This window comes from Halodesulfovibrio oceani subsp. galateae, assembly GCF_055397225.1.
On the sequence record NZ_AP042453.1, the window covers coordinates 3,648,691 to 3,662,210 of the forward strand.

General features: G+C 46.4%; 11 protein-coding genes. 5 read left to right on the plus strand and 6 right to left on the minus strand.

From position 1 onward, the window contains the following. Positions 1-295 precede the first annotated feature (295 nt). Positions 296-1,735 carry an adenosylhomocysteinase gene (gene ahcY, locus ACZ5V1_RS16000; RefSeq protein WP_464389695.1) on the minus strand — a complete coding sequence of 480 codons (1,440 nt, stop codon included), beginning with the start codon at positions 1,733-1,735 and terminating at the stop codon, positions 296-298. 22 nt (positions 1,736-1,757) lie between these two features. Beyond that, positions 1,758-2,678: an ArsR/SmtB family transcription factor gene (locus ACZ5V1_RS16005; protein ID WP_464389696.1), complete on the minus strand. Its 921-nt coding sequence runs from the start codon at positions 2,676-2,678 to the stop codon at positions 1,758-1,760. Positions 2,679-3,180: 502 nt separating this feature from the next. Here ACZ5V1_RS16005 and ACZ5V1_RS16010 point away from each other — a divergent pair. Both ACZ5V1_RS16010 and ACZ5V1_RS16015 read left to right on the plus strand, forming a co-directional pair. Next, positions 3,181-4,230: an FUSC family protein gene (locus ACZ5V1_RS16010; protein WP_464389697.1), complete on the plus strand. Its 1,050-nt coding sequence runs from the start codon at positions 3,181-3,183 to the stop codon at positions 4,228-4,230. Positions 4,231-4,615: 385 nt separating this feature from the next. Continuing rightward, positions 4,616-5,074 carry a DciA family protein gene (locus ACZ5V1_RS16015; RefSeq protein WP_464389698.1) on the plus strand — a complete coding sequence of 153 codons (459 nt, stop codon included), beginning with the start codon at positions 4,616-4,618 and terminating at the stop codon, positions 5,072-5,074. 218 nt (positions 5,075-5,292) lie between these two features. Here ACZ5V1_RS16015 and ACZ5V1_RS16020 read toward each other — a convergent pair whose 3' ends face one another. The 4 genes from ACZ5V1_RS16020 to dsrA all read right to left on the minus strand — a co-directional run bounded on the left by ACZ5V1_RS16020 (position 5,293) and on the right by dsrA (position 9,666). Further along, positions 5,293-6,768, minus strand: coding sequence for a cobyrinate a,c-diamide synthase (locus ACZ5V1_RS16020; protein ID WP_464389699.1), 1,476 nt, complete (start codon positions 6,766-6,768; stop codon positions 5,293-5,295). A 106-nt stretch (positions 6,769-6,874) separates the two neighbouring features. Next, a complete protein-coding gene (locus ACZ5V1_RS16025) occupies positions 6,875-7,111 on the minus strand; it encodes a dissimilatory sulfite reductase D family protein (RefSeq protein ID WP_160713225.1) in 237 nt (78 codons plus the stop codon). A gap of 77 nt (positions 7,112-7,188) precedes the next feature. Then, positions 7,189-8,334, minus strand: coding sequence for a dissimilatory-type sulfite reductase subunit beta (gene dsrB / locus ACZ5V1_RS16030; RefSeq protein ID WP_464389700.1), 1,146 nt, complete (start codon positions 8,332-8,334; stop codon positions 7,189-7,191). An 18-nt stretch (positions 8,335-8,352) separates the two neighbouring features. Further along, entirely contained in the window at positions 8,353-9,666 is a 1,314-nt protein-coding gene (gene dsrA / locus ACZ5V1_RS16035) for a dissimilatory-type sulfite reductase subunit alpha (RefSeq protein ID WP_464389701.1), read from the minus strand. Between the two features lie 522 nt (positions 9,667-10,188). Here dsrA and ACZ5V1_RS16040 point away from each other — a divergent pair. The 3 genes from ACZ5V1_RS16040 to ACZ5V1_RS16050 all read left to right on the plus strand — a co-directional run bounded on the left by ACZ5V1_RS16040 (position 10,189) and on the right by ACZ5V1_RS16050 (position 13,420). Next, positions 10,189-10,446 (plus strand): hypothetical protein, encoded by a 258-nt coding sequence (locus ACZ5V1_RS16040; protein ID WP_464389702.1) that lies wholly within the window; start codon positions 10,189-10,191, stop codon positions 10,444-10,446. A 366-nt stretch (positions 10,447-10,812) separates the two neighbouring features. Further along, a complete protein-coding gene (locus tag ACZ5V1_RS16045) occupies positions 10,813-11,637 on the plus strand; it encodes a hypothetical protein (RefSeq protein ID WP_464389703.1) in 825 nt (274 codons plus the stop codon). After that, complete coding sequence (locus ACZ5V1_RS16050) at positions 11,597-13,420, plus strand: triose-phosphate isomerase (protein ID WP_464389704.1); 1,824 nt, start codon at positions 11,597-11,599, stop codon at positions 13,418-13,420. Before ACZ5V1_RS16045 ends, ACZ5V1_RS16050 begins: the two co-directional genes overlap by 41 nt. Positions 13,421-13,520: the final 100 nt, after the last annotated feature.

A 13,520-nucleotide genomic window follows, 5' to 3' on the forward strand; every position in this document is an offset into this window, starting at 1 on the left:
GTGACCCATAAGCTATTGCAAGGCTGTTCTTTTTTCAAGGAACAGCCTTTTTTATTATGCAAAAGGTAGTGGAGCATAAGCCGCGAGGCAGCATAACCAATAGGGCGATCTCGCAGGTAAAAGTCTTTGGAGATTCCTAAGAACCGTTCTACTGAGAAAGGTTCTTAGGCCGCCGGAGGCAAAGGAGTTCCAAGGTGGTTGCAGAAACAAACCTTGTAAAACTTCATAAGCCGAGTTTTGGACAAAAAAAAGCCGCAGTAACTGCGGCTTTTTTAATTCTATGTTCAGTACCGACTTAGTAGCGGTAGTGATCTGCTTTGAAAGGACCGTTCTGGTCGATGCCGAGGTATTCAGCCTGAGCTTCAGTAAGCTTGGTGAGTTTAGCATCAAGACGATCAAGGTGGAGGCGTGCAACTTCTTCATCGAGGTGTTTAGGAAGAGTGTAAACTTTGTTCTCGAGGGAGTCGTTAGCAGCAAGCTCGAGCTGAGCAAGAGCCTGGTTGGTGAAGGAGTTGGACATAACGAAAGAAGGGTGACCTGTTGCGCAACCGAGGTTAACGAGGCGACCTTCTGCGAGTACGATGATGGTACGACCGGACTGGAGAGTCCATTTGTCTACCTGAGGCTTGATGTTAAGAACGGTACAACCGTTGTCGCCTTCGAGGTATGCCATTTCGATTTCGTTATCGAAGTGACCGATGTTACAAACGATTGCTTCATCTTTCATCATTTCCATGTGAGCGCCGGTGATAACGTTGAAGTTACCGGTAGTGGTCACAAAGATGTCTGCTGTGCCAACCATGTCTTCGAGTGTGACTACGTCGTAGCCTTCCATTGCAGCCTGAAGCGCACAAATTGGATCAATTTCAGTAATAGCAACGCGAGCACCAAAGCCGCGCATGGACTGAGCACAACCTTTACCAACGTCGCCGTAACCGAGAACAACTACGGATTTACCAGCGATCATTACGTCAGTAGCACGTTTGATACCGTCTGCAAGAGATTCGCGGCAGCCGTAGAGGTTGTCAAATTTGGACTTGGTAACAGAGTCGTTAACGTTGATAGCAGGGAAGAGAAGAGCGTTTTCTTTTTCCATCTGGTAAAGACGGTGAACGCCAGTGGTGGTTTCTTCAGAAACACCTTTGATTTTTTTAGCGATACGTGTCCACTTGCCAGGATTTTCCTGAAGGGACAGAGCAATGCGATCCATTACAATCTGGAACTCTTTGTTGTCGTATGCTTTTTTAACGATGGAATCGTCTTTTTCTGCTTCTACGCCTTTGTGGATGAGCATAGTTGCGTCGCCACCGTCATCAACGATGAGGTCAGGACCGGAACCGTCAGGCCATGTAAGTGCCTGCTCGGTGCACCACCAGTATTCTTCAAGAGATTCGCCTTTCCATGCGAAAACTTTTGCCATACCGGAATCAACGATTGCTGCTGCTGCGTGATCCTGAGTGGAGAAAATGTTGCAGGAAGCCCAACGGATGTCTGCGCCAAGAGCGTGCAGAGTTTTGATAAGCATAGCGGTCTGGATGGTCATGTGCAGGGAGCCCATAACTTTGAGACCTGTAAGAGGCTTCTCGGTGCCGTATTTTTTGATGGTCTCCATGAGGCCCGGCATTTCACGTTCGGAAATCTGCATTTCTTTGTGACCGAAGTCAGCAAGAGACATGTCAGCAACTTTATTTTCGAGGCTCAGATCAAGCTTGATAGCGCGGCTTGCGTCAGTCATTTCTCAATTTCTCCTAAGAAATTTATTGTGTATTTTCAGCTACAATAAGATGAATTGTCAGTCCGTTGCGTACAGGGTGTAGCGTGCTTTGACGTAATGCAAAGCCTGCCTCTGTGAGCTTCAGCGCCAAATTTGTCATATCAAAACCCAGCCAGCGGTCACCGTAGTCTGCACGCATTTTTTCGTTGTCATGCTTATCAAAGTCGGCAAGCACAAGCAGGCCGCCTTTGCGGAGAACGCGTCGGATTTCTTTCAGGGATTTTCCTGGATGGGAAAGGTGATGCAATACCATGTTGATGGTGGCGAAATCTGCTTCGCCATCACGTAATGGAAGATGTTCAAGATCGCCGATCCGTAATGAAATACGGTCTTCGTCTTCTACCAATCTGCGCTTTGCAAGCTCCAGCATACGTGGGGAACCGTCTACGCCAATAATGTTCAGCGAACGCTCAAGCATACGCTCAAGCAAGGTTCCTGTTCCGCAGCCTAAGTCCACAGCAACTTTGCAGCGTGGCATACGTTCGAGAATAGCACCCGGCAGGTCGAAATCACCGATAACTTCGCGGTTGAGCTGATCCCAGTCTTCGGCGATGGCATTAAAGAACTGCTTCGTTTTACGAACACGTTCTTCAATAATGGTCGCAGCCATTTCCATGTCGGAATCAAGAGTCTCATCTTCGTCAATAAACGCTGCAACAGCGTCAATAAACTCTCTTCCTTCGCCTTCTGGTGGCGCACTGTAAAAAACCCACAATCCATCGCGGCGAGAGGTCAAAAGGCCTGCGCCAGTGAGGATTTTAAGATGGCGTGATACGCGGGACTGCCCCATTTCCAGAATGGTAACAAGCTCGTTTACGCTAAGCTCGTACCTGTTGAGAACGTGCAGTAATCTCAGGCGGGTTTCATCTGCCAGCGCCTTGAATACAGGAAGGATGGTCGACATATTATATTCCTATGCTATTTTCGGCTGTCTTGATTGAGTTGCATCAAGAAAACTTGATACAGCTTTATCTAAGGTTTGAGATACAGTCAAGTAAATCAACCGTGAATAACAATTAGTGTAATTCTCGCAAAAGCATTGGGGGAAAACAGTTTCCGACTTTCATAATTGCGCTACTCATGGATACTTCGCACTATGAAAAGAGTAGTTTCATGATCGAGTGGTTATAAATAAGATATACTGAATTTTAGAGATTGGCGCACAAAGTTATAAGGCGTAACTGTTGATGTGTAGAGACTTATATTGAATACGGTGTTCTTATTTTATTGATAATTCAGATTTTTATGGAACTTGTTTAGGACAAAATTCTTGCATGTGTTCTCTGCTTGCTATACTGCTTGCCCGAAGTACACAGGCATAAAAAATATTACGGATAACTTAGCTTGCAGATAGATTTTGCTGCGAGAAATCCGCACAGACTGCCTGCTCAACAGGAGCGTTTTCAATGCTGTTTCCAGGTTCGCGCCAGCGAACAGAATTTATCAAGTATGGTGTAAAAACCGCACTTGCTGCACTTCTTTCTTATGTTCTAGCATCACTTACTGACCCGGACTTGGGTTTCTGGGCTGTTATTAGCGCTGTTATTGTTATGCAGCGTAACGTTGCCGCGTCTATGCAGATGTGCGGGTACCGTCTTGTGGGTACTGCCATCGGTGCGACTATGGGCATGACAGCTCTATATCTTGTTCCGCCTACAGACCATGGTCGCCTCGCAGGGTTCCTCGTAACCGTTGGGCTTTGCGCATATCTTAAGCGTTATACAAACCGCTTTTCCATGGCTGCTATCACCGTCACCATTGTTATGCTCGCTCCGCAAGCCTCCGGTGACTACATCCAGTATGCCCTTTTCCGCGTAGCAGAGATTAGTATCGGTGTATGTTCAACATTCATCGTTGCGCTTCTTATCTGGCCGCACCATGCAAGCGAAGAACTTAAAGAACGCTTGCAGGAACAGTTTACGCGCTGTGCAGACAAATTCGAACTCATCATAGACTCATTCATGGCTCTCAAGTGTGATACCTGCAAAGGTATGCTTATCGATCTTGAAGACGAGATTCACTACAATAGAGAATTGTTCCGTGGCTACCTGCGTCATGAGCGGTTATTTGTTGATGACGATTCAGCCATGCTCGATATTAAAATTGAGACGCTCGTTCAAAGTGTAGAACACTTGCGTGCCATGCTGCACGTTGTGCACGAGCTGCGAGACAGTGATTACTGCATCATTATGGAAGCTGAAATTCGTAAAGTGGTCAAAGAATCGCAGGATGTAATGCGTGCGATCGGGCGAAATGTTATTCCTGACAACCGCAAGCTGGAGCAAGCTTTGTTTAGTGCTGATAAGCGGCTGGAACATCTACGTGAAGATGGTATGATTCAGCGTATTACTATGCGTGACATGATGCAGATTGTAAGCTTCTATCACAGTGCCCAACAGCTTGGTGAAGATTTACTTCTCTCAATTAAAAAGCAGAACAAGTACAAACGCGTTTAGTTTTTAGCTTTTTCTAGACAGATGCCTCCGGCGGGCAAGGCTCTGCCCTGCACCCGCAAGGGGGAGGCCCCCTTGACCGCCATTATGGGGGAGTCTTTTTTGTTTGTTCTTTAGTATGATAATACATGGTTACGAACAAATTTAGGTAAAGAAATCAGGTGTACTAGCTTTATTGAGAAGCGAGAGTATACTGATAGCCGTGATTTTAGCTTGGAACTGTTGACCATTGTTTACGGTCAACAACTCACCTGTACGTCAACGCAGTCGAGAGGGCGTCCCTCTCGCGGGGATGCAAGGGGCTGGCCCCTTTGCCCGTCGGAGACAAAAGAATTCAAGCACCGCAGGTCTGCCGGAGGCATTAGCCTTACACAAGTTGAGAGGAATTATGGAACATAGCGCAAGCAAAATGCTTAAGAAGCTTCTGTATGAGAAGGGCGGAGACCGCAACATGCCACTTGTGCCATTATGGCAGAATTGGGACATGGTTATGGGCGAGGAGCTGGCAGAGCTCGGTCGTCCTTTGGGTCATAAAAACCGTACGATTATTATTGGTGCTGAAGATAACATGGCTCAGTACGAACTTTCTGCGCAGACATATGATGTTCTTGAGCGGGTGAATGCATTTCTTGGAAAAGATATGTTTGATACTGTTCAGGTCGAGTTGATGCGGGGACGAGAGGCTCTTGATGACATTACTATGCCGACGTTTGAAAAAGCACTGGTGAAAATTCCACCGCGGCCTGACGATCTTGGGGATCTAGAACATATTCTTGATCCTGAATCACCTGTGACTAGGTGCTACAAAAAATATGTTGAGATGTATGACGGGAAAAAGAAAGATTAATTATCCCTCTTGCTACGTTATTTAATTTCATATTAAAAAGGTAGCTTGTTCGCGGCTTCCAACGGCATAACAGACTTTCTGATTTCGCGAATAAATAGGGGTCAAGGGGCGAGCCCCTTGCGGGTGCAGGGCAGAGCCCTTGCCCGTCGGAGACAAAAGAATTCAAGCATCGCAGATACGCCGGAGGCATTTAGCGCTGCTACATGTTTATCCCGTTCTTATTTAGCAGCAGTAACAGTCTTGCCAGAATTGAATTCTCGAGCTGCTCGAACAAAGTTTACTGCCCAGTGCGGTTCGCCTAGTGCAAACAGGTGGGTGTAGGATGCAAAAACATTCTTGTAGATAAGCCCGTCTAAGCGCTCACCCATTCCGAAGCCTTTCGACATACGGAAGCCGAATGTTGGCTGTCCATTTTCCACAATACATTTTGAATAATGGAATTCGTGCCCGCGGACTACAGAGCCCAGTGGATGATACGGGTTTGGTTCAATAACTTCTGCATCAATATAGCCGAGTCCCTGAGGACGTTTGCACAGCTGAGTTTGAACAGGAAGCACATTTGCCATGGGCGATGTTGTTGAATCCTGAACAAGGGCTTTGCATAGATACATGAATCCGCCGCATTCGGCGTAGATTGGCATTTCTTTTTCTGCGAGCGCACGTACGTGTTCGCAGATTTTTTTATTGGCAGTGATGGACTCGTGCATGGTTTCGGGGAAACCGCCGCCTAAATAGAGTGCATCAATTTCCGGCCAGTCTTTATCGGATGTAATGGAAAGACGGATGAGTTGTGCGCCTGCGTGCTGCAGGGCTTGCAGGTTTTCATCGTAATAGAACCACAGGGCGTCGTCATGCACGTAACCGATGCGAGGCGTAATGGTTGGATCAACTTCCGGGCAGTTTGGCATTGTGGTTGCGCATGGACTATCTATTTTTGAGGTCGCATTTGCACCTGTAGAGACCTTTTCTATTACGTCCCACACATTAGGCTGCTCAGAAAGTTTTGGGGCGCTAGAAGCTATCTCCCACATCTTTTCTACATCAAGATGCTCTTCGATAATATCCGCAACTTGCTCCAGTGCGGAGTTTGTTCCTTCGTACTCTGCGTTTGAAATAAGTCCCATGTGCCGTTCTGGAATAGGATTGTTCTTAATCTTTGGTAAGCAACCGAGCACAGGAACATCTGTGTAGTGCTCAATTGTCTGGCGCAGGATGGAACGATGGCGGTCGGTTGCCGTGCGGTTGAGAACTACACCTGCAATGTGAACGCCTTCTTCAAAGTTGAGCATGCCGGTGAGGATTGCAGCAGCTGTACGGGTCATTTTGGTACAGTCCATTGCAAGGATGACGGGGGTGTTGATTATGCGGGCAAGTTCTGCCGTGGAGCAGGTTCCCGTTACATCTTTACCATCAAACAAACCACGGTTTCCTTCGATAAGCGCACCGTCGTATCCTGTTGCTGTAGTTGCAAACAGGGAGTTGAGAGTCGCATTGTCCAGAAGATATGGGTCGAGATTGGTACAAGGATTTTGTGCAGCAAGCGCCAGCCATTTGGCATCAATGTAATCGGGCCCTTTTTTGAAAGGCTTGATACATAGTCCTTTACGGCTCCACGCTCTGGTAGTGCCAAGACTGGTGATGGTTTTACCTGTGCCGCCGCTGAGTCCGGCAATAATGAGTCGAGGTATTGTCATATAATGCCTTGCTACACAAGTTTTACGAGTTATGGAGTGGGGCTACCAAATAGAAAGAGCGTATGGACAAAAGCCCATACGCCTTACGCTCTGTAGAACAAAGAAATTAATCTTCGTGCTCAGCACTAGCCTGTTTGCCAGCACCTTTGAGACCGTACATGGTAGTGGAACCTGAGGACCAGTATTCCATTACTTCAGTTTTAACGAGCTCAGAGAGGATCTTTTTCACAGCACGAGGTTTCATATCCGGAAAGAGCGGAAGGAAATCGTTGAAGTAAAATTTAGATTTGTTCTTAGATTTGGACTCAATGAAGTCAACAATAATTTTAGTTGATTCTTCCATGGGAAGCCCCTTTAGCGTTTAAGCGTTAAACCGGACGAGGGAAACCCTCGTCCGGCGTAATTTCGAAGTAACTTTGCTTAGAACTTGAACTGGGTAGTCTGACGCCAGGTGTAGTAAGCGTGGTCACGGAAGTCATCAATGAGATGCTCGGTGAACTCGAAGCCGGTAAGTTCGAAGAACTTTTCCCAACCAATGCGTTCAATCCAATCGCCAAGACGCTCATATTTCATAGCGTTGTCAGCGTAGATATCGATGATGAGTTTGATTTTCTCAGTAAGTGTAGGCCAGCGAGGCATTTCGTTAGGAATGTACGCTACAACAACTTTAGAGAATTTAGGCTGGGAGATACGGTTAGAAACCTTACCACCAACCATGATTACAACGCCGTCACCTTCGCCATCGGAGATAGGAAGAGCAGGACACATAGTGTAGCAGTTACCACAGTACATGCAACGCTCATTCTTAATAGCGATGGTGTTAACTTTCTTACCGTCGAGTTCGATCTTAGTAGGACGAACAGCAGCGGTAGGACAAGAAGCAACTGCGAGAGGAATCTCACAAAGCTGATCAGTCCACTCGTGGTCGATCATTGGTGGCTTACGGTGAATACCAACAAGGCCAATGTCGGAGCAGTGTACCGCACCACACATGTTGATACAACATGCGAGAGAGATACGAACTGGTGCAGGCAGACGGTGATCCTGGAAGTCAGAGAAAACTGTATCCATAACAGCTTTAACTGGGCCAGAAGCGTCAGTTGCAGGAGTGTGGCAGTGAACCCAACCCTGAGTGTGAACGATGTTGGTAATACCAGCACCGGTGCCACCGATAGGGAATTTGTGGGAACCACCGTCGAATTTACGGGAAGAAAGATCTTCTTTAAGAGCAGCGAGTTTGTCTTCGCTGTCAGTCATAAATTCAACGTTGTTACGAGTAGTAAAGCGGAGGTGGCCGTCACAATGTTTGTCAGCAATTTCGCAAATTTCGCGAATATGAGTAACAGACATAAGACGAGCAGCACCTACACGAACGGTAAATACTTTATCGCCGGATTCGCCAACGTGAACCAATACACCAGGCTCGAGGATTTCGTGGTAAGCCCACTTGCCCTTGTTTGCCTTGATTACTGGAGGAAGGAATTCTGTGAATTCGCGTGGGCCAATATCGGTGATACGGCCTTCCATTGGTTTCGCTGGATTGTAACCGGAAGAGATGAATGCCATGTTATTGTGCTCCTCTTCTTAGCGCTGGTGGCGCTTGCGGTATGCGTTGATGTCACGGTCCCAACCACCAGGTACGTCTTCTTCTTTGAAGAAGATGTATGGGTTGTGACGAGGCTCCTGAACGTTGTGAGCAGTCGGGGTCTGACCAGTAACTTCGAGAAGTTTCTGGAGAGAGAGACGACGCATGGTTTCACCAAGGCGCTCACGGTTCTTACCTTCTTCCATCCACCAGTCCCAAATGTTTTCAACAACTTCTTTGATTTCTTCGAAATCGCCGGAAGCTTCAATGAAAGGAACTACGAGGGAGGACATCTGTGCACCGTCGAGAATAGGAGCTTTCGCACCACAAAGGATGGAAGCGCCACGTTCGTCACCGATACGCAGAGCACGAGGCATGGTGTTGATGCAATGCATACAACGAACACATTCGGAACGATCGATAGCGAGTTTGCCGCCTTCCCACTTCATTGCTGCAGAAGGACAACGGTTGATAACTTCAGCTTCGATGTCGAATGCGCCCCAATCTTTACCGGAGTGTGCGCCTGCGTTTGGCTTGAATTCGCCAGCAACGTAAGCAGCAACAGCTTCCTGATCGATTTTGATGCTATCTTTCCAAGTACCAACAACTGAGAAGTCGGAGCGAGCCATAGCAGCTACACAACCGTTAGGACAGCCGTCAAACTTGAATTTAAACTTGTATGGGAATGCTGGACGGTGAAGTTCGTCCTGGTATTCCATGGTCAAGTTGTAAGAAGCAGCCTGGGTATCGTAACATGCGTATTCACAACGGGACTCGCCGAGGCAAGCTGCTGGGGTACGCAGGTTAGAACCGGAACCACCAAGGTCGTTATTCAGATTGTGAGTAACGTCCCAGAAGATTTCTTCAAGCTGTGGTGTTGTTGTACCGAGAAGTACGATGTCACCAGTTGCACCGTGCATGTTGGTAAGACCAGAGCCACGGAGGTCCCAGATGTCACAGAGCTGACGAAGGAAATCAGTGGTGTAGTATTTACCAGCAGGCTGGTTCAAACGTACGGTATGGAAGTGAGCAACGCCAGGGAACTGCTCAGGCTGGTCACAGTAACGACCGATAACGCCGCCGCCGTAACCGAATACGCCTACGATGCCGCCGTGTTTCCAGTGAGTTTCACCGTCGTTGTAGGAAAGTTCCAGAACGCCGAGGAGATCGTCAGGACAATCTACAGGGATCTGGTAATCAAGGCCTTTAGGGTTAGCAGCACGCGTTGCTGCTTCCTGCTTAATGTCGGAGACAAAACTTGGCCAAGGGCCAGTTTCGAGCTGATCCAACATCGGAGTTGCGTGTTTCGCCATTACCTTACCTCCACAAAAAAAGTTGGTATGTGTTTTTACACCAGACACTTCCATCCCACCGCAGGCGATCTGATAGCGGTCAAGATGGACGCACCTTATAGGAGTAAATCTGGTCTAAGATTTCGTTCCTGAAAAAGGGCGTGATTTTTTGGACAAAGTTATCTCTTGCTAGAAAGAACGCCTCGGTTTGTCAAGTGTATTTGATAAGTTTGTGTATAGCATTTTCTATTTGTAAGTTGCAGAAAAACAACGCAAACCCTGCGTCATAGGCTGACAATTTAAGTTTGCAGGCAGGTGGTAACATAACGAACTTTCATAAAAAGAAAGTGGATATTTCTACAAGTGCTTTTTTTCACAATTCAGGTCTTTTGAAAAATGTCTGCAAGATTAAGATGTAATAAGATGTAAAAACCTTTTCCCGGAAAAAATTGGATGCAAACTTGGAAAAAAACGCAGCCCCGCAGACTTGACCTCGCTGCATAAATGAGGTCAAAGCCACACAAGAACTATGTGAGGTTTGTTATGAAAGATCAGCTCGGACATTACTACTATCCGGCACCGAATGATAAGAAAACTCGTGTATATGTACGTCGTAATGCAGATGATATTGAATTCCGCATTTGGCGTGCAGATAATGAGCAGGTATGGGATCAGCACGGTTGGGTGCCATATGAAGCCATCAAACAGGCTGCAGAAATGTATAAAGGAATGGGACGCGATGCCGACCCGATGCTTTTTTATGATGTTTCTGTAGCGAAAGTTTTACTCAGCGAAAACTAGTAGCCATTTCTTGGCTGTGCGAAAGATATTGTATTTTTTGCACAACTAGCGGCAGCCCTGAATATTCAGGAGCTGCCGTTATTTTTTTGCCCAAAAAACGTCAGTATAAAATGTTCATATATAATGTTACTAACGTAACCAGGGGAGTGTTTTTTACGCTCCGTCTTGTTCAGAAAAGATGGTGGAGTAACTGGCCCAGCAAAAAAAAAGTTGCGAAGAATTCGTATCAGTTGAATAATCAACGAGTTCTGATAGTTGGTTCAGTTGTCCTCCTTGCTTTGCGCAATGGGGACTTTGTTTAGTGCCGGTTTTGCCTTTTTTGTAAAATCGTGTACTGTGACCGATGCAACCCGAGATGAGGTGATCATGTCCCGCCGATGGATAGAAGCCAATAGAGAAGAGTTTGCACGCGATATCATGCGTGATTTTTGTATGGTATCGAGCATTCTGGAAGAACAGTTTGCACGTTTTTCAGACTCCGGTGCGGTTTCGTTTACACAAGTGCGTGATCTGCTGGGCAGTACCATGAACAAGGGACTGCTTTGGCGCTTAAAAGACACCGCTCATCATTTGCTTAGAACAGACGTACAGGCTCCTGTAGTAGCCAAAGCTCTGGACTGGGCTATCAGTTATGTGTTTCACGAATGTATCAAGTTAAAAGAAGATGCCTACCAGCAACAGCACTATGCTCCTATGTTTAAAGCATTGGAGAAGCCTGCTGCGGAAAATGGCATTCAGGATATTGTGGAACCTTTTTCACAGCTCCTCGGGGAAACCCGCGAGAGTATGTCTCGCGAAATTGCCCGTATTTCTTTTCTGCTTTCACGCTGCAAAACACTCTTTTGCATCTACTGCGCTCACAACAAGCAAAACCTGTTGCTTTCCAGATTGTTATATTCACGTAACGAGCTGGTCAGGGGCGTATTCGGCAACGACTATGACACTTTAATCTCTTCTATTTATGGAACGGTGCCAGAAGAAATGTATATTCTGGCAGCAGAAGGGCTTTTGGAAGGAGGACGCCTTGATGAGGCGTTAGAGGCAGCAATAGAAGCAGCGCAGATAAATCCTGCGTGTACCAAAGCTGCTACAGTGCGCCAAAATATTGAAGAATTGTTAAATGACTCGTCTCCAAGGAGGGTAAAGAACAGTGACCTTGTTTCATCTAAACCGCGCGACATCGAAGCTTAAACTCGAGAACCTTGAACAAGGTGAGTATTTCCGTGATCTGTATCCTTACAAGCAGATTAGCCGTATCGCGTTTGATGATGTTTTTGTGGCACCGCGTCCTGCGGAACCAATGTTCATCACCGATACCACTTTTCGGGATGGTCAACAGGCAAGACCTCCGTACACGGTAAAGCAAATTGAAACTATTTTTGACATGCTGCATAGACTTGGTGGTAGAAGCGGATTAATCCGTGCCTCCGAGTTCTTCATGTATTCAGACAAAGACAAACGTGCCATCGATGCCTGCCGATCAAGGGGCTACAAATATCCGGAAATTACCGGATGGATTCGTGCCCATAAAAACGACTTGAAAATAGCTAAGAGTATGGAATTTAGAGAAGTGGGTATGCTTACCTCCGTCTCTGATTACCATATTTACTTAAAGCTAGGACTTGATCGTGAACAGGCAATGCGCAACTACCTTGATGTAGTGGAACAGGCTCTTGCCTGGGGTATTTCTCCTCGCTGTCATTTTGAGGACATTACCCGCGCAGATATTTATGGCTTCTGTCTGCCATTTGCAGAAAAACTGATGGATCTTTCCCGTCAGAGCGGCCTGCCGGTTAAAATTCGTATGTGCGACACCATGGGCTACGGTGTTCCGTATACGGGAGCAACTCTCCCGCGTTCGGTTCCTCGTATTGTCCGCGCTTTTACGGATGAAGTCGGCGTGCCAAGTGAATGGTTGGAATGGCACGGACATAACGATTTTCATAAAACATTGGTTAACGCTGTAACAGCATGGCTGCATGGCTGTGGTGGCGCTAACGGAACCTTACTCGGATTTGGTGAACGTACCGGTAACTCGCCTATTGAGGCGCTTATTATTGAATACATCTCCCTTACCGGTCACGACGAAGCTGCTGATACCCGAGTAATCAGTGAAATTAGTGAATACTTCGAAAGCGAGCTTGAGTACAAAGTGGCGGATAACTATCCGTTTGTTGGACGTGACTTCAACGCCACAAGTGCAGGTATCCATGTGGACGGGCTTGCTAAAAACGAAGAGATTTACAACGTATTCGACACTACTCGTCTTCTTAACCGCCCTGTGCCGATTATCATTACAGATAAATCCGGTAGAGCCGGTGTTGCGTACTGGATTAACCAGACACTTAAACTTTCAGGCGATAGTGAAGTTTCAAAACGTCACCCTGCTGTTGGTAAAGTGTACAGCCGCATTATGGAAGCGTATGAAAAAGGTCGCTCCACTTCTGTTTCTAACAAAGAAATGGAACGCCTTGTGCGTCGATACATGCCGGAAATGTTCCGTACTGATTTTGATAACTTGAAAGAAGTTGCACATAATCTCGCGGCTAAGCTTATTTCCAAGCTTTCCGAAGATTGCCGGGTTATTCTCACAAAAGAGAACTACGGCTGCCTTACAGATTTTGTGCACGACTATCCTTTCATTCAGTATCTCTATCTTACTGACAAAGAAGGTGGCCTGATCGCATCAGAAATTACTGATCTGCGATTTAAGGAACAGTACGAAGTTCTTGAAATCGGTTACGATTTCTCATCCAGAGAGTGGTTCAAACAGCCGGTTCAAACTGGTAAGCTGCATATTACTAACCTGTACACATCTCATTTTACAGGACAGCTTATATTAACGGTGTCCGCTCCTGTAACAGACAGTGATGATAATATTACTGGTGTTATCGGTGCAGATATTATGCTCGAGCAGCTCTTACAGCGTGAATGCGAATTGGAAGAGGATAAGAAGCCCGAAGAATTTTGTTAGATAACGTAAAGACGATAGAAGAACGCATGTTGCCTCTTGCGGCATGCGTTCTTTTAATATTATAGCCAGTGAATATTCTATTTTAGTTGTATTATATTTT